The organism is Streptomyces sp. NPDC058662 (assembly GCF_042716255.1).
Taxonomy (GTDB): domain Bacteria; phylum Actinomycetota; class Actinomycetes; order Streptomycetales; family Streptomycetaceae; genus Streptomyces.
The window spans coordinates 1-19,823 of record NZ_JBHXRU010000037.1; the positions used below are offsets into that span (position 1 = coordinate 1).

Genomic DNA, 19,823 nt, shown 5'->3' on the forward strand with positions numbered 1-19,823 from the left:
GGGCGGGGGGCGGGCCCCGCCCCGGGCCCGGGCGGGGCCCCCCCCCCCCGGGGGGGGGGGCGGGGCCCACGCGGTCGGCGGCCTGGACCGCCGGCGGAGGCGGCGGTCAGCGGCCCGCGCGGTTGACGGCGGAGATGACCGCCTTCAGCGAGGCGCGGGTGGTGTTGGCGTCGATGCCGATGCCCCACAGGACCCGGCCGTCGATGGCGCACTCGATGTACGAGGCGGCCACGGCGGAGGCGCCCTCACTCATGGTGTGCTCGGTGTAGTCCAGCAGCCGGGCGTCGATGCCGATGCCGGCCAGGGCGTCGAAGAAGGCCGAGATCGGACCGTTGCCGGTGCCGGTCAGCACGGTCTCCACGCCGTCCACGACCGCCTCGACGGTCAGCGTGTCCGTGCCGTCCTTGTCGGTGGCCGTGGAGCCCGAGCGCAGCTGGACGCGGCCCCAGGGGTTGGCGGGGTTGGGCAGGTACTCGTCCGAGAAGACGTCCCAGATCGCCTTCGGCGTGACCTCGCCGCCCTCGGCGTCGGTCTTGGCCTGGATGATCCGGGAGAACTCGATCTGCATGCGGCGCGGCAGGTCCAGCTTGTGGTCGTTCTTGAGGACGTACGCGATGCCGCCCTTGCCGGACTGCGAGTTGACGCGGATGACGGCCTCGTAGGAGCGGCCGACGTCCTTCGGGTCGATGGGCAGGTACGGCACGGCCCACTCCAGGTCGTCCACGGTGACGCCGGGGCCGGCGGCGGCCGCGTCGGCCTCCATGGCGTCGAACCCCTTCTTGATGGCGTCCTGGTGGGAGCCGGAGAAGGCGGTGTAGACCAGGTCGCCCGCGTAGGGGTGGCGCGGGTGGACCTCCATCTGGTTGCAGTACTCGCTGGTGCGCCGGATCTCGTCGATCTGCGAGAAGTCGATCTGGGGGTCGATGCCCTGGGAGAACAGGTTCATGCCCAGCGTGATCAGGTCGACGTTGCCGGTGCGCTCGCCCTGGCCGAACAGGCAGCCCTCGACGCGGTCGGCGCCGGCCATCAGGGCCAGCTCCGCCGCGGCGACGGCGGTGCCGCGGTCGTTGTGCGGGTGGACGGAGATGCAGATGTGCTCGCGCCGGGTCAGGTTGCGGGCCATCCACTCGAAGCGGTCCGCGTGCGTGGACGGCGTCGAACGCTCCACGGTGGCGGGCAGGTTCAGGATGATCTCGCGGCCCTCGGCCGGCTGCCACACGTCGCAGACCGCCTCGCAGACCTCCAGCGCGAAGTCCAGCTCGGTGTCCGTGAAGATCTCCGGGCTGTACTGGTAGCCGAAGGTGGTCTCGGGGCCCAGCAGCTTCTCGGCGTACTCCATGACCAGGCGGGTGCCGTCGACGGCGATCTGCCTGATCTGCTCCTTGGAGCCGCGGAAGACGACCCGCCGGAAGGTCGGGGCGGTGGCGTTGTACAGGTGCACGGTGGCGCGCTTGGCGCCCACCAGGGACTCCACGGTCCGCTCGATCAGGTCCTCGCGGGCCTGGGTCAGTACGGAGATGGTGACGTCGTCCGGGATCGCGCCCTCTTCGATGATCGAACGCACGAAGGCGAAGTCGGTGTCGCCGGAGGAGGGGAAGCCGACCTCGATCTCCTTGTAGCCCATGCGCACCAGCAGGTCGAACATCTCGCGCTTGCGGGCGGGGGTCATCGGGTCGATCAGCGACTGGTTGCCGTCGCGCAGGTCCGTGGACAGCCAGCGGGGAGCCTTGGTGATGCGGGCGTTCGGCCAGGTGCGGTCCGGGATCTCGACCTGCTCGTAGAAGCCGTACTTGTGGATCGGCATCCCGGACGGCTTCTGGGTGTGGGTCGCGTTGGTGATGGGCGTGGGGCGACCGACGAAAGACTGCTGGCTCATGGCGTGGGGCTCCTCGCGTGTCCGCGTGTAGTTCGCTGGGACGGCCGACCGCGGTCGCAGGGACCGCACACCGAACTCCGCGGGGAGGGGGTCGGCCTACGACTACAGACCCTCGCCGCGGCAGCTAAGGAGAAGCAGCCCGAAACGCATGATGGACCGAGCCTAGCCGAGCCGAGCCGTGATGCGAGGACCCGTTTCAGCATGCAAGACCCTCGCGTCCTATTTGCATTAAATATAAGCCAATTCATGGTTTCGTCCGCGAAGTCCATACGAAACGTCAATACGGCGCACGCCGCGTCAGACGAGCGAATGAATCATGGTCGCAGGTAGTGACAGGACAGTGACGCACTGCCACATTGCGGTCATGGACGCCTCCCTCGCCCCCCGCCACCCCGTGTTCTGCACCGTGGTGCCCCCGCACCTGCTCGACAGGGCGGCCCGCTCCCGGGACGCCCGGCGCGCGGATCTCGCACAGCGCACCCTGGAGCGCGACTCCCTGCTGCGCACCCGGCGCCGGGTGACCACCGTACGGGCGGTGGCGCCCGCCCTGGGGGCGCCCGTCCCCGACGGGCCGGAGCGCACCCTCTACGACGCCCACCACCTCACCCGGCTGCCCGGGAAGAAGGTGCGCGGCGAGGGCGACCCGGCGGGCGAGGACGTCACCGTCAACCGCGCGTACGCGGGGCTCGGAGCGACGTACGAGCTGTTCCTCAAGGCCTTCGGCCGGCGTTCGATGGATGACTCGGGACTGCCCCTCGACGCGACCGTCCACTACGGCGAGGAGTACAACAACGCCTTCTGGGACGGCCGGCAGATGGTCTTCGGCGACGGCGACGGCGACCTCTTCCTCGACTTCACCGTGGCGGTGGACGTCATCGGCCACGAGCTGGCCCACGGCGTGACCCAGTACACGGCGAACCTGGAGTACTACGGGCAGTCCGGCGCCCTCAACGAGTCCATGTCGGACGTCTTCGGCTCGCTCATCAAGCAGTACACCCTGGAGCAGACGGCGCAGGAGGCCGACTGGCTGATCGGCGCCGGGCTGCTCGGACCGAGCGTGACCGGGGTGGCGCTGCGCTCGATGAAGGCGCCCGGGACGGCGTACGACGACGACGAGCTCGGCAAGGACCCGCAACCGGCGACGATGGACGACTACGTGGAGACCCGGCGGGACAACGGCGGGGTGCACATCAACTCCGGCATCCCGAACCACGCCTTCTACATCGTCGCGACCGAGCTGGGCGGCAAGGCCTGGGAGCGGGCCGGGCAGGTCTGGTACGACACGCTGACCGGCGGCCGGCTGACCCCGGACGCGGACTTCCGGGACTTCGCCCGGCTGTCGGCGGCGGCGGCCGTCGCCCGGTACGGGGACGGCGGCGCCGAGCACCGGGCGCTCCAGAAGGCGTGGTCCGCGGTGGGCGTCCCGCTGGTGGGGTAGACGGCTCCCATGCGTATTCAGGTGGTACGGACGGGCGGCTTCGCGGGCATCGAGCGGCAGGCCGAGGTGGACACCTCGGGCCGGTCGGACGAGGACGAGTGGCTGGCCCTGGCCCGGCTGGCGCTCCGGCCGGGCCGGGCGGCGGATCCGGCGGACCGGGTACGGGACGGGTTCTCGTACCGGATCACGGTGGACGAGCACACGGTGGCATGCCAGGAGCCGCACCTGACGGAGGCGCAGCGGGCGCTGGTCTCGCGCGTGCTCAAGGAAGGCGCCTGAGCGGGGCGGCCGGGCGGCCCCCGGGCCCCCGATAAGGGGGTGCCCGGGGGGCGTCGTTTTGCTTGGATGGCCGGATGTCCGACCACATGATCGAAACGACGCTGTCCGAGCTGGAGCGGTACTACGACACGGTGCCGCGCGCGGGCGGGGCGCGGGCCGAGGACTTCGGCCCGCTGACCCTGTTCGTGCAGGAGGGCGACGGCTGGCAGTACTACGCGCGGCCCGCCCTGGGCGGCGCCGGGGCCACCGCCGCCGACGTGGAGCGGGTCCGGGCCCGCCAGCGCGAGCTGGGGGTCCCCGAGGCCTTCGAGTGGGTGGCCGAGAACAGTCCCTCGCTCCGGACCGCGGTGGAGGCGGCGGGCCTGCACGTCCACGCCCACCCCCTGATGGTCCTGGACCCGGCCGCGGCGGCGGTCCCTGCTCTCCCCGAGGTGCGCCTGCTGGGCGCGGACGACCCGCTGCTGACGGCCGCGGTGACGGTCCCGGCGCTGGGCTTCGCGGAGCCGGGGACGGCGGTGGGCGAGGCCGGAGTCGCGGAACTGGCGGCGGCGACCGCGGACCCGGAGGCGGGGGCCCGCCGGGACCGGGTGTCCGCGATGCTGGCGTCGGGCCGCACCGTCATGGCGGCGGCCGCGCGGGACGGCGTGGTGCTGAGCTCGGGCCAGTACAACCCGGTCGGCGATGTCGCCGAGGTGGTGGGTGTCGCCACCCTGCCCGCGGCGCGGCGCCGCGGCCTGGCCCTCGGGGTGACGGCGGCCCTGGTCGCGCGGGCCAGGGAGAGCGGGATCCGTACGGTCTTCCTCTCCGCGGGGGACGAGGACGTGGCGCGGGTCTACGCCCGGCTCGGCTTCCGCCGGGTGGCGACGGCCCTGATCGCGGAGCCGCCCGCGGCGTGAGGCGCGGCGAGGGTTTGCCGGACGGCAAGGATGTTTGCCTCCGGCGCGCCCCCGGCGGAGCATCGGCCGCACGGGCACGCAGACGCCCGCAGGCACGCAGACGCCGCACAGGCATGCAGACAGAGAAGAGGCCGCCGTGACCGAGCACGCGCACCCGCACGACTCCCACGATGAGCAGCGTCACGACCGCCACGGCGCGCACGACGGCCCGGTCGGGGGCGCGGACTTCTGGGACGAGCGCTACCGCGAGAGCGACCGTGTCTGGAGCGGCAACGCCAACGCCGTCCTGGTGCGCGAGGCCGGGGGGCTGGCTCCGGGCCGCGCCCTCGACCTGGGCTGCGGCGAGGGGGCCGACGCGGTGTGGCTGGCCCGCCGGGGCTGGCGGGTCACCGGGACCGACATCTCCGAGGTGGCCCTGGGACGGGCGGCCGAGCACGCCGCCGAGGCCGGCGTCGCCGACCGCGTGGAGTGGCAGCGGCACGACTTCGCCCAGTCCTTCCCCGAGGGGGAGTTCGACCTCGTGTCGGCCTGCTTCCTGCACACCTACGGGGAGTTCCCGCGGCCCCGGATCCTGCGCACGGCCGCCGCGGCCGTGGCCCCCGGCGGGATCCTCCTGGTCGTCGGCCACGCGGGCGGCCCCTCGTGGGCTCCGGACGAGGCCCACCCGGGGATCGCGCTCCCCTCGCCCCAAGAGGTCCTGGAGCAGCTGGAACTGCCGGCGGGGGCCTGGGAGGTCCTGCTCGCTGAGGAGCACGAACAGCCCGTGAAGGCGCCGGACGGCAGCGCCGGAACCCGCCCCGACAACGTGGTGAAGGTCCGGCGCCTGCCCTGACCGGCGGGGCCTGCCCCGCCGGTCGGGCCCGAAGGCGTCAGAAGCCGAGCTTGCGGAGCTGCTTGGGGTCCCGCTGCCAGTCCTTGGCGACCTTCACGTGCAGGTCGAGGAAGACGGGGGTCCCGAGCAGCGCCTCGATGTGCTTGCGCGACTTCATCCCGACCTCCTTGAGGCGGGCGCCCTTGGGGCCGATGATGATGCCCTTCTGGCTCGGCCGCTCGATGTACACGTTGGCGTGGATGTCGAGCAGCGGCCGGTCGGCCGGGCGGTTCTCGCGCGGGATCATCTCCTCGACGACCACGGCGATGGAGTGCGGGAGCTCGTCCCGTACGCCTTCGAGCGCGGCCTCGCGGATCAGTTCCGCGACCATCACCATCTCGGGCTCGTCGGTCAGGTCGCCCTCGGGGTAGAGCGGCGGGCTCTCCGGCAGCAGCGGCGCGATCAGGTCGGCCAGCAGCTGGACCTGGGTGTCGCCCACCGCCGAGACGGGGACGATCTCGGCCCACTCGAAGCCCAGCTCGGCGGCGAGCTGGTGCACCGCGAGGAGCTGCTCGGCCAGCGCCTTGGACTCGACCAGGTCGGTCTTGGTGATGATGGCGATCTTGGGGGTCTTCTTGATCCCCGCGAGCTCCTTGACGATGAACTTGTCGCCGGGGCCGAGCTTCTGGTCGGCGGGCAGGCAGAAGCCGATCACATCGACCTCGGCCCAGGTGGTCCGTACGACGTCGTTGAGGCGCTCGCCGAGCAGTGTCCGCGGCTTGTGGAGGCCGGGCGTGTCGACGAGGACGAGCTGCGCGTCGGGGCGGTGCACGATGCCGCGGACGGTGTGGCGGGTGGTCTGCGGCCGGTTGGAGGTGATCGCGACCTTGGTGCCCACGAGTGCGTTGGTGAGGGTCGACTTCCCCGCGTTGGGGCGGCCGACGAAGCAGGCGAAGCCCGCACGGTGCGGGCTGGTGGACTCGGGGGAACGATCGCTCATACGGGCCATTCTCCCCGATGCGGCTCCCAGCGCCGACCAGGCCGCCGCGAGGAGGGCGAGAGCGGACGCCAGGACGGTGGGCAGCAGGGGGCGCACGGCGTAGGCGGCACCGCTCTGAGCTGTGGTTCCGTCGGCCCGGGCGCGTACCGTCACCTCGGCCCATTCCGCCGCGGGCGCGTCGTTCCAGGGGGCGCTGAGGCGGACTTCCCGGCCCGGCAGCAGTTCGGCCGGCAGTCCGGTGAGCTCGCCGCCGGGCAGCGGGCGCCCGAGCGCCCCGGCGGCGGAGAGGGCGGCCCGGGGGCGGAGGGTGACGTTGCCGGTGTTGTGCAGCGTGTACGAGACCTCGGCGCCGGCGCCCCGGCGGCCGACGGTGACGTCCCGGACCGCGAGGGAGGGCGCGGTGGGACCGGTCACCCGCAGGTAGAGGCGGGCGGCGACGGCCTGCCGCACGCCGATCCCCCGGGCGGTGGCGGCGACGCGGTCCTCCTCGGCGACGATGGCGCCGGGGTGGTCTCCCGGTTCCGCCCGGTCGGGGACGGCGAGGGTGAAGGGGACGCTCACCGACCCTCCGGCGGGCACGGTGATCCGCTCGACGGCGAGCGCGGTCCACGCGGCGGCGGCCGTACGCGGCTCGTCGGGGCCGCGGAGCGCGAAGCCGCCGTCCCGGGCGGTGTTGTAGGCGTCCGCGGCGTAGAGGCGGAAGGTACGGGGCCGGTCGGTGCGGTTGGTCACGGTGACCGAGTCGGCGACGCTCACGCCGGGTGCGGCGGCCAGGTAGAAGTACGGCCGCTGACCCACGGTGTTGGCCGCGGGCAGCACCGACCACCGGCCGTTGTCGGCGGCCCGGGCCGGCCCGGCGGCGACCAGGATGAGGGCGGCGAGCAGGGCGAGGGCGGCCAGCACGTACGCGGCGACGGCGACGGGTGCCCCGCCCCTCGCCCGCCGGGCCGCCGGCGACGGGGCCGGGCCGTTCACGACAGGGTCAGCGTCAGCAGCGCCGTGTACGCGCCCGGCGGGGTGTACGGCGGCACCTGGAGGGCCACCTCGGCGTCGACGGTGAACGTGCCGCCGACCAGGGGCGCGTCGGGGGTCGCGGCCAGGACCGCGCCGTCCGCTCCGACCGCGCCCGCGCTGCCCGGCGCGCAGGGGCTCGGGCTGCCCGCGGCGGCGGTGCACGACGGGGTCCAGGAGAGGGCGCCGGCCGGGATGCGGACCCCGCCCGGGCCGGTGAAGTCGCTGACCCTGCCGATCAGGGACCAGCCGGCGGGGCCGCCCCGCGCGTCCTTGATGGTGACGGTGCCGATCCGGCCGGTGGCGGCGCCGCCTTCGCCGTACGGGACCGGGCCGAGGGCGATGTCCTCGCCGGTCTGCGTCATGGCCAGGTCGCCCGCCTCGACGGTGGCGGTCACCTTCCGGGTGCCCGGGGGCGGCGGCGCCGGGGCGACGACCGTGTACGCGGCCGGGCCGGAGCCCCGCCCCGCCGACCAGGCCGGGCCCTCGTAGGCGACCACCGAGGTGGTGGTCCGGTCCGTGACGGGGAGGGCTGCCCGGACCACGCCCGCGCCGTCGGCGGTGGCGGCGACCCGGTCGGCCGTCTCGGCGGCGCCGGCCCGCCCGGCCAGCGTCACAGCCGCGCCCGGGGGGAAACCGGCGGCGGTGGCCTCGACCCGGGCGCCCGGTCTCCCGTACGCCGTGCCGAGAAAGACGCGGCGCAGGTTGGCCTCGGGCAGCGGGGTCGCGGTGAGGCGTTGGGAGACGGGGGTCGCGGGAGCGGCCGGCTCGTCCGGGTCGGCGGGCGGCCCGCCGGCGGGGGCGGCGGGCGTGCAGACGGTGTCGAGGTCCATCAGGTGGGCCGTGTGCAGGGTGTAGCCGCCCGGGGCCAGGGTGGTCACGCCGGGGGCGGTGACGGTGAAGGTGCCGGTCATCGTGACGGCCGGAAGGGGTGCGCCGGCGGGGACGGCGTCGCCCTGCTCGGCGCCGACGACGGTGACCTCGCCGCTCTGCGCGCCCGCCAGCCGTACCCGTCCGGTCGGGGTCAGCACGCCGGCGGGGAGTTCGCCGCCGATCGGGTTCACGGCCGGGGTCGCGGCCACCTGGTAGGTCACGGTGACGGTGTCGCCGACCCGCGGGGCCGGGTCGGCGACGCTGATCCGCGCGGTGGTCGGACCGTCCGCCGGCGGCAGTCCGGCTTCCTGGGGCGGCAGGCAGTGCGTCGGGAACTCCACCCGGCCCGGGGGCGTTCCCCCCTCGGCGGCGGCGGGTGCGCCCAGCGCGCCCCCGGTCGCGGCCGCGAGCGCGGCCATCCCGACGGCTGCCGACCATCTCCGGTTCCGTGCCCCTGTTCGCACTGCCCGCCCCCTGGGTTCCCTCGCGCCGACAGGGGGTCATTGACGAGCGGGGGCCGGGAGAAGTCAAGGCGCGGGCCCCGCATCGACTGATGACCCATCAGGGAATGTCAGCCTCTTCCGCCTACCGGCGCACCTTCCTCGCTCCCGGACGTCCGGGCCCGCGCGGGCCCCGAGGGCTCCCCGGACACCCGGAAGGTGCGCCGGTAGGCGGTCGGGCTCACCCCGAGCGCCGCCTGCACGTGCTTGCGCAGCGACTGGGCCGTCCCGAAGCCCGCCTCCCGTGCCACCTGCTCCATCGGCAGGTCCGTCCGCTCCAGCAGCCGCCGGGCCCGCTCCACCCGCTGGCCCACGATCCACTGGCCGGGGCTGACCCCCGACTCCTCCCGGAAGCGGCGCGTGAAGGTCCGTACCGAGACGGCCCCCTGCCGGGCCAGGTCCGTCAGCCGCACGGGCTCGTGCAGCCGGTCCAGCACCCAGGCGCGGGCCGCCGTGGTGGTGGCGAACTGCGGCTGCGGCATCGGGCGCTCGATGAACTGCGCCTGCCCGCCGTCCCGGTACGGCGGTACGACGGTCCGCCGGGCCGATTCGTTGGCGACGGCGGCGCCGTGGTCGGCGCGCACGATGTGCAGGCACAGGTCGATGCCGGCGGCGACCCCGGCGGAGGTCAGGACGTCCCCGTCGTCGGTGTAGAGCACGCCGGCGTCCACCCGTACGGCCGGGAAGAGCCGCTGGAAGCGCTCGGCGAAGGCCCAGTGGGTGGTCGCGGGGCGGCCGTCCAGGTACCCGGCGGCGGCCAGGACGAAGGCACCGGTGCAGATGGAGACCAGCCGCGTGCCGGGGCGGATGTGCGCGAAGGCCTCGGCGAGCTCCGGCGTGAGCCGGCCCTCCTCGTGCACGGGGCCGAGCTCGTGCGAGGCGGGGACCACCACGGTGTCGGCGGTGGCCAGCAGCTCGGGGCCGTGCGCGACCTCGATCGCGAAGTCGGACTCGGTGCGCACCAGGCCGGGGGCGAGGCCGCAGGTGGAGATCGCGTAGAGGGGCCGACCGGCCGGGTCCGCGACCTTGCCGAAGATACGGTGCGGGATGTCGAGCTCGAAGGGCAGCAGCCCGGCGAGGGCGAGCACGACCACGTGGTGCGGCGGCGTCGCTTGCCCGGGCGTTGGCTGCGCTCCCACGGTCGCCGGCTTCACTCCCGCATGCGCCGGCTTCGCTTCCATGGCCCGATCGTAGCGAACACTGACATCCAGGCCACTTTCTCGCGGGCCCCCGGCGGCCGGAAGCTGTCCGCGTGACGCAGACAGCTCCTTCCCCCACTCCTTCGCCGCCCGCCCCCCGGCCCGCCGGCCGGATCCACCGCGCCTGGTTCGTCGCGGCCGTCGCCTTCGTGACGATCATCGGCGCCGCCGGCTTCGCCTCCCTGCCCGGACTGCTCGTGGAGCCGCTGCACACGGAGTTCGCGTGGTCCCGCGGCACCATCGGCCTCGCCGTCTCGGTCAACCTCGCGCTGTACGGGCTCACCGCGCCCTTCGCCGCCGCGATGATGGACCGCTTCGGCATCCGCCGGGTCGTCGCGACGGCCCTGCTCGTCATAGCGGGCGGTGCGCTGGCCACGGTGTGGATGACCGCCGCCTGGCAGCTGATCCTGTTCTGGGGCGTGCTGGTCGGGCTGGGCAGCGGCTCGATGGCCCTGGCCTTCGCGGCGACGGTGACCAACCGCTGGTTCGTCGCCCGGCGCGGGCTGGTCACCGGGATCCTGACCGCCGCCGGCGCCTCCGGGCAGCTGGTCTTCCTGCCGCTGCTGGCCTGGCTGGTGGAGGACCACGGCTGGCGTCCGGCGACGGTGACCGTGGCGCTGTCCGCGCTGGCCGTCGTCCCCTTCGTCTGGCTGCTGCTGCGCGACCATCCGGCGGACGTGGGGCTCGCCCCGTACGGCGGCGTCCACGCGGAGAAGCCCGCGCCCGTCCCCGGTGCGGCCCGCCGGGCGGTGACGGTCCTGTTCGATGCGGCCCGGACCGGTCCGTTCTGGCTGCTGGCGGGCACCTTCGCGATCTGCGGGGCCTCGACGAACGGCCTGGTCAGGACCCACTTCGTGCCGTCCGCCCATGACCACGGCATGCCGGTGACGGCGGCTGCCGGGCTGTTGGCCGTGATCGGTGTCTTCGATGTGGTCGGCACGATCGCCTCGGGCTGGTTCACCGACCGCTTCGCGGCGCGGCGCCTCCTGGCCGTCTACTACGCCCTGCGCGGGATCTCGCTGCTCCTCCTGCCGATGCTGCTGGCGCCGTCGGTGCGGCCGCCGCTGATCTTCTTCATCGTTTTCTACGGCCTGGACTGGGTGGCGACGGTCCCGCCGACGATCGCCCTGTGCCGCGAGCACTACGGGGACGACAGCGCGATCGTCTTCGGCTGGGTCCTGGCCTCGCACCAGATCGGCGCGGCGGTGGTGGCCTTCCTGGGGGGTGTGGCGCGGGACGTCTTCGGCTCGTACGACGTGGTCTGGTACGCGTCGGGCGCGCTGTGCGCGATGGCGGCGCTGATGTCGATGGTCATCCGCCGCCCGGGGACGACCTAGGCGTCTCGCGGGACCGCCGGCCCGCCCCCGGACCCGGACCGGGCCGGCGGCGGGGGCCGGCGGTGGGACTACCGGCCCGCCGGGGTGGTGGACGTGAGGGTGCCGTCGGGGGTGGCGAGGAGGATCGGGGTGTCCGGGCCGCCGAGGTCGCGGACGGCCGCGCGGTCGGCCTCGGCCGGGGCGTCCGCCGCGCTGACGACGGCGGCGGCCTCCAGGGAGCGGGCCCCGCTCGCCACCGCCATCGCGACGGCGGTCCGCAGCGCGCTCAGCCGGAGCGAGTCGAGCTCCACCGTGCCGGCGACGTAGGTGCGTCCCGTCTCGTCCCGCACCGCCGCCCCCTCGGGCACTCCGTTGCGGGCCCGGGCGCTGCGCGCCAGCGTGATGATCTTGCTGTCCTCGGGGTCGATCCCGGTGCTGTCGGTCATGGACGCAAGCTTAGGGAGCACCTCGGCGGGGCCGTGCGACGACCCCGCCGGGACTCCCTCCGGCGCACTGGGCGCCGCCGCCGCGTCACGCCCGGTCGAGCCGCAGCCGCTCCGCCTTCGGCAGACCCGCCACGACCAGGTCGTACGAGTCCTCCACCAGCTCCCGCACCAGCGCGTCCGGCAGGGCGCCCGGGCCGCCGGCGGTCACGGTGTTCCAGTGCCGTTTGTTCATGTGGTAGCCCGGGACGACCGCCTCGTGCTCGGCCCGCAACCGCACCGCCTGCTCCGGATCGCACTTGAGGTTGACCTTCAACGGCTCCGCGTCCAGGGCGGTCAGCGCGAACACCTTGCCCAGCACTTTGAACACCGAGATCTCCGGCGTGAAGGGGAACTCCTCCACCGCCGCGTTGAAGTCCAGGCACAGGTCCCGCAGTTCCGCCGGGGTCACGCGTTCCCCTCGGCGGCCGCCTCCGCCACGGCCACCGGCTCCACCAGCACCGTCACGATCTTGTTCCGCCGCCCTGCGGGGGATTCGGCCGTCAGCCGCAGGGGCCGCCCGTCGGGCAGGTCCACCGTCGCCGAGGCGCCCGCGATCGGGACCCGGCCCAGCGCCTTGGCCAGCAGTCCGCCGACGGTCTCGACATCCTCGTCGTCGAAGGCCTCGACCTTGAACAGCTCGCCCAGGTCCGTGATGTCGAGGCGGGCCGTCACCCGGTAGCGGTCGCCGCCCAGCTCCTCCACCGGCGGGATCTCCCGGTCGTACTCGTCGGTGATCTCGCCGACGATCTCCTCCAGGATGTCCTCGATGGTGACGATGCCCGCCGTGCCGCCGTACTCGTCGATGACGACGGCCACGTGGTTGCGCACCTGCTGCATCTCCCGCAGCAGATCGCCCGCGTTCTTGGTGTCGGGCACGAAGACGGCCGACCGCATCGCCGTCGACACGAGGTCGGACTCCGCGTCCCGGCTGATGTGGGTCTTGCGGACCAGGTCCTTCAGGTACACGATCCCGACGATGTCGTCCTCGTTCTCCCCGGTCACGGGGATGCGCGAGAAGCCGGACCGCAGGGCGAGCGTGGTGGCCTGACGGACCGTCTTGTACCGCTCGATGCAGATCAGATCGGTCCGCGGCACCATCACCTCGCGGACCAGCGTGTCGCCCAGCTCGAAGACCTGGTGCACCATCCGGCGCTCGTCGTCCTCGATCAGCGATTCCTTCTCCGCCAGGTCCACCATCGCGCGCAGCTCCGCCTCGGAGGCGAACGGCCCCTTACGGAAGCCCTTCCCGGGTGTGAGCGCGTTGCCGAGGAGGATCAGCAGCTGCGGGATCGGCCCCATGATCCGGGCGAGGGGCACGAGGACGTACGCCGCCGCCGTCGCGGTGTTCAGCGGGTGCTGGCGGCCGATCGTACGGGGGGACACGCCGACGGCCACGAAGGAGACGAGCACCATCACGGCGATGGCCACGAACAGCGCGGTCCAGTTCTCACCGAACTCGTCGAGGCACACGTACGTGACGAGTACCCCGGCCGCCATCTCGCAGGTGACCCGCACGAGCAGCGCCACGTTGAGGTAGCGGGTGGGGTCGGAGGCCACGTGGAGCAGCTTGTCGCTTCCCCTCCTGCCCTCCCGCACCGCCTGCTCGGCGCGGAAGCCCGAGATCCGGGCGATCCCGGACTCGGCGCAGGCCGCGAACCAGGCCACCACCACGAGCAGGACCGCGCCGGTGATCAGTTGCGCGGCGTTCACGAGACGGTCGGGGCAGGTGACGGGCCGGTCATGCCGCGTTCGGCGCGCCAGCCGTCGACGATGGCCGCCTGGAGGCCGAACATCTCGGCCTTCTCGTCGGGCTCCTCGTGGTCGTAACCGAGCAGGTGCAGCACCCCGTGGACGGTCAGGAGCTGGAGCTCCTCGTCCATGGAGTGCTGCGTCGGCGCGTCCTCGCCCTGCTTCTTCGCGACCTCGGGGCAGAGCACGATGTCGCCGAGGAGGCCCTGCGGGGGCTCCTCCTCGTCCTTCGCCGGCGGACGGAGCTCGTCCATCGGGAAGGACATGACGTCGGTGGGGCCGGGCAGGTCCATCCACTGGATGTGGAGCTGCTCCATCGCCGCCTCGTCGATGACGATGACGGAGAGTTCGGAGAGCGGGTGGATCCGCATCCGGGCGAGCGCGTAGCGGGCGATGTCGAGGATCGCCCGCTCGTCGACCTCGGTTCCGGACTCGTTGTTGACGTCGATCGACATGGTGCGCTGAGTTCTACTTCCCGTGTGGGCCGCCCCGGCCGCCCGGAGTACCCGGTGCCTGCCGGCTGTCGTACTTCTCGTACGCGTCGACGATACGGCCGACCAGCTTGTGCCGGACGACATCCTCGGACGTGAGCCGCGAGAAGTGGACGTCCGGGACCCCGTCGAGGATGTCCTGGACCTGGCGCAGACCGGACTTGGTGCCGTTCGGCAGGTCGACCTGGGTGACGTCGCCGGTGATGACGATCTTCGAGTCGAAGCCGAGCCGGGTCAGGAACATCTTCATCTGCTCCGGGCTCGTGTTCTGCGCCTCGTCGAGGACGACGAACGCCTCGTTGAGGGTGCGCCCGCGCATGTAGGCCAGGGGGGCCACCTCGATGGTCCCGGCGGCCATGAGGCGCGGGATCGAATCCGGGTCGAGCATGTCGTGCAGCGCGTCGTAGAGCGGGCGCAGGTACGGGTCGATCTTGTCGAAGAGGGTGCCCGGGAGGAATCCGAGCCGCTCCCCCGCCTCCACGGCGGGCCGGGTCAGGATGATCCGGCTGACCTGCTTGGACAGCAGGGCCTGGACCGCCTTGGCCATGGCCAGGTAGGTCTTGCCGGTACCGGCGGGGCCGATGCCGAAGACGATCGTGTTCTTGTCGATCGCGTCGACGTAGCGCTTCTGGTTGAGGGTCTTGGGGCGGATGGTCCGGCCGCGGCTGGAGAGGATGTTCTGGGTGAGGACCTCGGCGGGGGTCTCCTGCGGCCCGGTGCCGTTCGCGTTGCCGTTGCCGCTCGCCTTGAGCATGGCGATCGAGCGTTCCACTGCGTCCTCCGTCATCGGCTGCCCGGTGCGGAGCACCAGCATCATCTCGTCGAACAGGCGCTGGATCAGCGCGACTTCCGCCGCTTCGCCGATCGCGCTGACCTGATTGCCCCGAACATGGATGTCGGCCTTCGGGAAGGCCTTCTCGATCACGCGCAGCAGGGCGTCGCCCGAGCCGAGCACGGTCACCATCGGGTGCGTGGCCGGTACGGTGAAGTGGGCGCGCGCCTGCCCCGGCGCGGGGATGTGGGCTGTCGGTGTCTGAGTCATGGGCCGGCACTGTGGCCTGCGCATACCTCCCGCTGAGGGGCCTCGCCGATCGACGACCTCCGGACTTCAAGCGTACGTCGCCGCCGGGGTATCCCCGAGAGGTTTTCCGACTCGGGGCGGGGCCCGTGTCCGGCGCTCGCCCGCCGCGCTCGGGCACTGTACGGCGGCACGCCCCTACACCGGGTACCGGAATCCGATCGTCGGCACCGCGCGGCGGCGCGCGGCGGGGGTGGACCCGCGTGGGATGAGGTCGTCCAGGAAGCCGTAGCGGCCGCGCAGCTCCTCCGGGGCGGCCCGCCACCAGTGGGCCACCTCCGGCCAGCCGGGGGCGGACAGCGAGCCGCCGAACTCCTGAACCGAGAGCGCCGCCGTCAGGCCGGCGAAGGCGAGCCGGTCGGCCAGCGGCCAGCCCGCCAGGGTTCCGGTGACGAAGCCGGCCACGTACACGTCGCCCGCCCCCGTCGGGTCCAGCGCGTCGACGGTGATCCCCGGGACCCGGGCCGTCTCGCCGGTGCGCCCGTCGACGGCGTACGAGCCCTCGGGCCCCATCGTCACCACCGCGATCGGCACCTTCTCCGCCAGCGCCCTGGCGGCCGCGAGCGGGCAGTCGGTCCGGGTGTAGCGCATGGCCTCGCCCGCGTTCGGCAGGAAGGCCTCGCAGTGCTCCAGGTCGCCCAGGGCTCCCAGGTCCCACCGTCCGCTCTCGTCCCATCCCACGTCCGCGAAGACCCGCGAGCCGCGCCGCGCCGCCGCGCCGACCCAGTCCTCGCCCCGGCCCGGGCCCAGCGAGGCGACGGCGGCCCGGGCCCGCGGCGGGCACTGCGGGAACGGTCCGGGGCCCGCCGGGGGCGGGGCCTCGTGGCCGTGCGAGACCATCGTGCGCTCGCCCTCGTACGCCATGGAGACGGTGACGGGGCTGTGCCAGCCCGGGACCGTACGGGACATCGACAGGTCGATGCCCTCGCCCTGTTCGAGGGCGTCCCAGCAGTACTCGCCGTAGTGGTCGTCCCCGAAGGCCGCGGCGAGCGAGGTGCGCAGGCCGAGCCGGGCCAGTGCGGTGGCCATGTTGGCGACTCCGCCGGGGCTGGATCCCATGCCGCGCGCCCAGGACTCCGTACCGCGCACGGGGGCCGAGTCCAGGCCGGTGAAGATGATGTCAAGGAAGACGGTCCCGGTCAGGAAGACGTCGCAGCCCGGTTCCTCGGGATCGCGCACCGGCCCGAGCGGGTCCACTGCTGCTGATCGGCTGTCGAGGCCGTCCCGACTGGTCACGGTGTGCTCCCCGTTCTTGAAGGGTCGTTTCTGCGCGCGGCTTCCCGGCGGGAAAGCCGCGAGCACTGCCCGGCTCGGACGGGCCCAAAACACAGTGTGTCCCAGATCACTCCCGGAATGCTCTTCCGCACGACTCCGGCCCCTCGACACAGCGCGGCGGCGGTCCCGCCCGCCGCAGGACGGCTGGACATGCCCGGCGCCGTCCCGCGGGGGCGCGCCGGCGTCAGATCCGCTTCGGCAGCGGCACCCGCATCAGGTCCGCCGCCACCGTGAGCTCGCCCTCGAAGCCCGCGGCGCGCGCCTGGCGTTCGAACTCCGACGGGTCCGGGTACCGCTGCGAGAAGTGCGTCAGCACCAGATGCCGGACCCGCGCGTCCCGGGCCACGCCCGCGGCCTGGCCGGCGGTCAGGTGCCCGTGGTCGGCGGCCAGCCCGGCGTCCTCGTCGAGGAAGGTCGACTCGATCACCAGCATGTCGCAGCCCTCGGCCAGCGCCTCGACGCCGGGGCACAGCCGGGTGTCCATGACGAAGGCGAAACGCTGCCCCGGTCGGGGCTCGCTGACCTGCTCCAGCGTCACCTCGCCGAGCCTCCCGTCGCGCTGGAGCCGGCCGACGTCGGGCCCCTTGATCCCGTGCCGCGCGAGCAGTTCCGGCAATATGCGGCGGCCGTCCGGCTCGGTCAGCCGGTAGCCGAAGGACTCGACCGGGTGCGAGAGCAGCCGCGCCTCCAGGACGTACGAGGCCCCCTGCGCCAGCGTCCCGTTCCCGGTCACCGGTACCTCGTCGAGCAGGACCGTCTCCCGGTAGGCCGTGGCGTACCGCAGCCGGTCGAAGAACTTCTGCCCGGAGGCCGGGTAGTGCGCGGCCACCGGGTGCGGGACCCGGTCGAGGTTGATCCGCTGGATCACCCCGGCGAGGCCGAGGCTGTGGTCGCCGTGGAAGTGGGTGACACAGATCCGGTTGATGTCGTGCGCGGCGACGCCGGCGCGCAGCATCTGGCGCTGGGTGCCCTCGCCCGGGTCGAAGAGGATGCCCTCGCCGTCCCAGCGGAGCAGGTAGCCGTTGTGGTTGCGGTGGCGGGTGGGCACCTGGCTGGCGGTCCCCAGCACCACGAATTCGCGTACGGACACGGCTATCCCGGGGGCCACTGGAGGCCGCGGCCGCCGAGGACGTGCGCGTGGGTGTGGAAGACGGTCTGCCCGGCGCCCGATCCCGTGTTGAAGACGACCCGGTAGCCCTGCTCGGTGATCTTCTCGTCACGAGCGATCCGCGCGGCCTCCCGCAGCACGTCGGCGGCGACGGCGGGCTCGGCCTCGGCGAGCGAGGCCGCGTCGGGGTAGTGCACCTTGGGGATGATCAGGACGTGCGTCGGCGCCTGCGGGTTGATGTCCCGGAAGGCGACGGTCGTATCCGTCTCGCGGACCACGGTCGCCGGGACCTCCCCGGTGACGATCTTGCAGAACAGGCAGTCGGCCTGCGGTTCCCCGGCCATTGCGGTGCCTCCCGTGACGGTGATCGGTCCGGGCATCGTACCGAGCCCGGACCGCGCCGCGACGCCTCTGCCCGGCCCCGGCCGCACGGCCGCCGGGTACTGGAACCGCCCGTGCGGGCACCGCCCGTCAGGACCACCGTCCCGTACGGGCCAGCAGGACCGCCGTGGCGGCCGTGCCCGCGGTGGAGGTGCGCAGCACGGAGCGGCCCAGGCGGTGGGGGCGGGCCCCGGCGGCGGCGAAGACGGCCAGTTCCTCCGGGGAGACCCCGCCCTCCGGGCCGACCACCAGGACGATGGAGCCCGACTCCGGCAGCGGGGCCGCGGCCAGCGCGTCCGAGGGGGTGTCGCGGTCCTCGTGGAGGACCATCGCCAGGTCGGCGTCGGCCAGCAGCGCCGCCACCTGCTTGGTGGACAGGGCCTCGGCCACCTCCGGGAAGCGGACCCGGCGGGACTGCTTGCCCGCCTCGCGGGCCGTGGCCCGCCACTTGGCCAGGGACTTGGCGCCCCGGTCGCCCCGCCACTGCGTGATGCAGCGCGAGGCCTGCCAGGGCACGATCGCGTCCACGCCGGTCTCGGTCATCGTCTCGACCGCCAGCTCGCCCCGGTCGCCCTTGGGCAGGGCCTGGACCACGGTGATCCGTACGCCGGGCTCCGGTTCCCGTCCGGCCGAGGAGACGGCGACGACCAGCCGGTCCTTGCCTTCCGCCGCCTTGACGACCGCTTCCGCCCAGCCGCCGCGGCCGTCCGTGAGGACCAGTGCCTCGCCCGGGTTCAGCCGCTTCACGGACACCGCGTGCCGGCCCTCGGGGCCGTCCAGGACGAACTCCGGCCCCTGCGGGACCTCTTCGACCACGAACACGGGGGCGGTCATGACGCACTCCTCATCTGCATTGCCTTCAACGCGCTCTGTGCCTCGGCCAGTTCGGCCGCGAGGACTTCCACCAGCTCACCGGCCGGCAGCGTTCGCGCCAGCCGGTGCCCCTGTCCGGCCCACAGGGCCATGCCCTGAGGGTCCCCGGCCGCCGCGGCGGCCCTGCGCAGGGCCGAGGTCAGGTGGTGGACCTGAGGATAGGCGGCAGGGGCATAGGGGCCGTGCTCGCGCATGAACCGGTTCACCAGTCCGCGCGCCGGTCGCCCCGAGAAGGCCCGGGTCAGTTCGGTCCGGACGAACAGCGGGTCCGTCAGGGACTTCTTGTGCAGGGGGTCCGCCCCCGACTCCGGGCAGGCCAGGAAGGCGGTGCCGAGCTGCGCCGCCTCCGCGCCCGCCGCCAGCACCGCGGCGATCTGCGAGCCGCGCATCAGGCCGCCCGCCGCGATGATCGGGAGCGACACGGATTCCCGTACCTGGCCCACCAGGGCGAGCAGCCCGACCGCGGCCGTGCCGTCGGCCTGCGGGTCGTCGCGGTGGGTGCCCTGGTGGCCTCCCGCCTCCACGCCCTGCACGCAGAGGGCGTCGGCCCCCGCGTGCTGGGCGGTACGGGCCTCCTCGACGGAGGTCACGGTCACCGTGGTGCGGGTGCCCGCCTTGCGCAGCGCCGCCAGCGCGGAGGCCCCGGGGCAGCCGAAGGTGAAGGACACGGCCGCGACCGGGTCTTCGAGCAGGATGGCGAGCTTGGCCTCGTAGCCGTCGTCGCAGGTGCTGTAGACGTCCTCGTCGGCCAGGGAGATCCCGTACCAGCTCGCCTCGCCGGCGAGCTGCCCCCGGTAGGCCTCCACCGCGGCCGGGTCGACGCAGCCGGTCTGCGGCATGACCAGGTTGACGCCGAACGGGCGCCGGGTCAGGGCGCGGACCTGCTTGATCTCCTGGTACATGCCGTCGGCGGTCTTGTAGCCCCCGGCCAGGAATCCCAGCCCGCCCGCCTCGCACACGGCGGCGGCGAGCAGCGGGCACGAGGCGCCGCCCGCCATGGGAGCCTGCACGATCGGGTAAGGGGTGAGACCGTTCGGCGAGGAGGACATGGACGCATCGTGCCACGTCCCGTGCGGGGGGCCGAATCATCGCATTCGCCTGGCATAGTCCGCTTCACCGAGCCCTGCCGGACATGCGCCGAGCCCGGCGCGGGGGCGTCCCCGGCCGGGCTCGTACGGTGGTCG

19 protein-coding genes and 1 pseudogene are annotated in these 19,823 nt (G+C 73.6%); 5 read left to right on the plus strand and 15 right to left on the minus strand.

Going from position 1 to position 19,823, the window contains the following annotated elements:
- Nucleotides 1-106 precede the first annotated feature (106 nt).
- On the minus strand, nucleotides 107-1,876 hold the full coding sequence (gene leuA / locus ACFWUQ_RS15730) for a 2-isopropylmalate synthase (protein ID WP_384538104.1): 1,770 nt from the start codon (nucleotides 1,874-1,876) through the stop codon (nucleotides 107-109).
- Nucleotides 1,877-2,240: 364 nt separating this feature from the next.
- On the opposite strand from leuA, the gene ACFWUQ_RS15735 reads away from it, so the two are divergent.
- The 4 genes from ACFWUQ_RS15735 (at nucleotide 2,241) to ACFWUQ_RS15750 (ending at nucleotide 5,321) form a co-directional block, all read left to right on the plus strand.
- Nucleotides 2,241-3,314 carry a M4 family metallopeptidase gene (locus ACFWUQ_RS15735; RefSeq protein WP_384538105.1) on the plus strand — a complete coding sequence of 358 codons (1,074 nt, stop codon included), beginning with the start codon at nucleotides 2,241-2,243 and terminating at the stop codon, nucleotides 3,312-3,314.
- A 9-nt stretch (nucleotides 3,315-3,323) separates the two neighbouring features.
- The gene (locus tag ACFWUQ_RS15740; protein ID WP_384538107.1) at nucleotides 3,324-3,593 is read left to right on the plus strand and encodes a protealysin inhibitor emfourin; all 270 of its coding nucleotides are present in this window, start codon (nucleotides 3,324-3,326) and stop codon (nucleotides 3,591-3,593) included.
- 74 nt (nucleotides 3,594-3,667) lie between these two features.
- Nucleotides 3,668-4,489 carry a GNAT family N-acetyltransferase gene (locus ACFWUQ_RS15745; protein WP_384538109.1) on the plus strand — a complete coding sequence of 274 codons (822 nt, stop codon included), beginning with the start codon at nucleotides 3,668-3,670 and terminating at the stop codon, nucleotides 4,487-4,489.
- Nucleotides 4,490-4,625: 136 nt separating this feature from the next.
- Entirely contained in the window at nucleotides 4,626-5,321 is a 696-nt protein-coding gene (locus ACFWUQ_RS15750) for an SAM-dependent methyltransferase (protein ID WP_384538111.1), read from the plus strand.
- A gap of 37 nt (nucleotides 5,322-5,358) precedes the next feature.
- Here ACFWUQ_RS15750 and era read toward each other — a convergent pair whose 3' ends face one another.
- The 4 genes and pseudogenes from era to ACFWUQ_RS15770 all read right to left on the minus strand — a co-directional run bounded on the left by era (nucleotide 5,359) and on the right by ACFWUQ_RS15770 (nucleotide 9,865).
- A complete protein-coding gene (gene era / locus ACFWUQ_RS15755) occupies nucleotides 5,359-6,309 on the minus strand; it encodes a GTPase Era (protein ID WP_384538187.1) in 951 nt (316 codons plus the stop codon).
- 489 nt (nucleotides 6,310-6,798) lie between these two features.
- A pseudogene (locus ACFWUQ_RS15760) lies at nucleotides 6,799-7,275 on the minus strand (WxL protein peptidoglycan domain-containing protein); the annotation flags it as partial.
- The gene (locus tag ACFWUQ_RS15765) at nucleotides 7,272-8,603 is read right to left on the minus strand and encodes a beta-xylosidase (protein WP_384538113.1); all 1,332 of its coding nucleotides are present in this window, start codon (nucleotides 8,601-8,603) and stop codon (nucleotides 7,272-7,274) included. The pseudogene ACFWUQ_RS15760 and the gene ACFWUQ_RS15765, both read right to left, overlap by 4 nt.
- Nucleotides 8,604-8,755: 152 nt before the next feature.
- Nucleotides 8,756-9,865, minus strand: a complete 1,110-nt coding sequence (locus tag ACFWUQ_RS15770; RefSeq protein WP_384538115.1) for a GlxA family transcriptional regulator — start codon at nucleotides 9,863-9,865, stop codon at nucleotides 8,756-8,758.
- Nucleotides 9,866-9,936: 71 nt separating this feature from the next.
- Here ACFWUQ_RS15770 and ACFWUQ_RS15775 point away from each other — a divergent pair, with 71 nt between their 5' ends.
- Nucleotides 9,937-11,220, plus strand: a complete 1,284-nt coding sequence (locus ACFWUQ_RS15775; RefSeq protein WP_384538117.1) for an MFS transporter — start codon at nucleotides 9,937-9,939, stop codon at nucleotides 11,218-11,220.
- Nucleotides 11,221-11,288: 68 nt separating this feature from the next.
- Here the strand turns inward: ACFWUQ_RS15775 and ACFWUQ_RS15780 are convergent, their stop codons facing one another.
- From ACFWUQ_RS15780 to ACFWUQ_RS15825, 10 genes are all read right to left on the minus strand, one after another.
- Nucleotides 11,289-11,645, minus strand: a complete 357-nt coding sequence (locus ACFWUQ_RS15780) for a cytidine deaminase (RefSeq protein WP_384538118.1) — start codon at nucleotides 11,643-11,645, stop codon at nucleotides 11,289-11,291.
- Between the two features lie 85 nt (nucleotides 11,646-11,730).
- On the minus strand, nucleotides 11,731-12,093 hold the full coding sequence (locus ACFWUQ_RS15785) for an MmcQ/YjbR family DNA-binding protein (protein ID WP_384538119.1): 363 nt from the start codon (nucleotides 12,091-12,093) through the stop codon (nucleotides 11,731-11,733).
- Nucleotides 12,090-13,394: a hemolysin family protein gene (locus tag ACFWUQ_RS15790; RefSeq protein WP_384538121.1), complete on the minus strand. Its 1,305-nt coding sequence runs from the start codon at nucleotides 13,392-13,394 to the stop codon at nucleotides 12,090-12,092. The genes ACFWUQ_RS15785 and ACFWUQ_RS15790 overlap by 4 nt, the downstream gene beginning before the upstream one ends.
- Nucleotides 13,391-13,888, minus strand: coding sequence for an rRNA maturation RNase YbeY (ybeY, locus tag ACFWUQ_RS15795; protein WP_384538123.1), 498 nt, complete (start codon nucleotides 13,886-13,888; stop codon nucleotides 13,391-13,393). Before ybeY ends, ACFWUQ_RS15790 begins: the two co-directional genes overlap by 4 nt.
- 13 nt (nucleotides 13,889-13,901) lie before the next feature.
- On the minus strand, nucleotides 13,902-14,966 hold the full coding sequence (locus ACFWUQ_RS15800; protein WP_384538125.1) for a PhoH family protein: 1,065 nt from the start codon (nucleotides 14,964-14,966) through the stop codon (nucleotides 13,902-13,904).
- A gap of 174 nt (nucleotides 14,967-15,140) precedes the next feature.
- Nucleotides 15,141-16,238 (minus strand): carbohydrate kinase family protein, encoded by a 1,098-nt coding sequence (locus ACFWUQ_RS15805; RefSeq protein WP_384538127.1) that lies wholly within the window; start codon nucleotides 16,236-16,238, stop codon nucleotides 15,141-15,143.
- 223 nt (nucleotides 16,239-16,461) lie between these two features.
- Nucleotides 16,462-17,367: a ribonuclease Z gene (locus ACFWUQ_RS15810; protein ID WP_384538129.1), complete on the minus strand. Its 906-nt coding sequence runs from the start codon at nucleotides 17,365-17,367 to the stop codon at nucleotides 16,462-16,464.
- A gap of 2 nt (nucleotides 17,368-17,369) precedes the next feature.
- Nucleotides 17,370-17,729, minus strand: coding sequence for a histidine triad nucleotide-binding protein (locus ACFWUQ_RS15815; protein ID WP_384538131.1), 360 nt, complete (start codon nucleotides 17,727-17,729; stop codon nucleotides 17,370-17,372).
- Nucleotides 17,730-17,856: 127 nt separating this feature from the next.
- Nucleotides 17,857-18,600, minus strand: coding sequence for a 16S rRNA (uracil(1498)-N(3))-methyltransferase (locus ACFWUQ_RS15820; RefSeq protein WP_384538133.1), 744 nt, complete (start codon nucleotides 18,598-18,600; stop codon nucleotides 17,857-17,859).
- Complete coding sequence (locus tag ACFWUQ_RS15825; RefSeq protein WP_384538134.1) at nucleotides 18,597-19,688, minus strand: nitronate monooxygenase; 1,092 nt, start codon at nucleotides 19,686-19,688, stop codon at nucleotides 18,597-18,599. Before ACFWUQ_RS15825 ends, ACFWUQ_RS15820 begins: the two co-directional genes overlap by 4 nt.
- Nucleotides 19,689-19,823 lie beyond the last annotated feature (135 nt).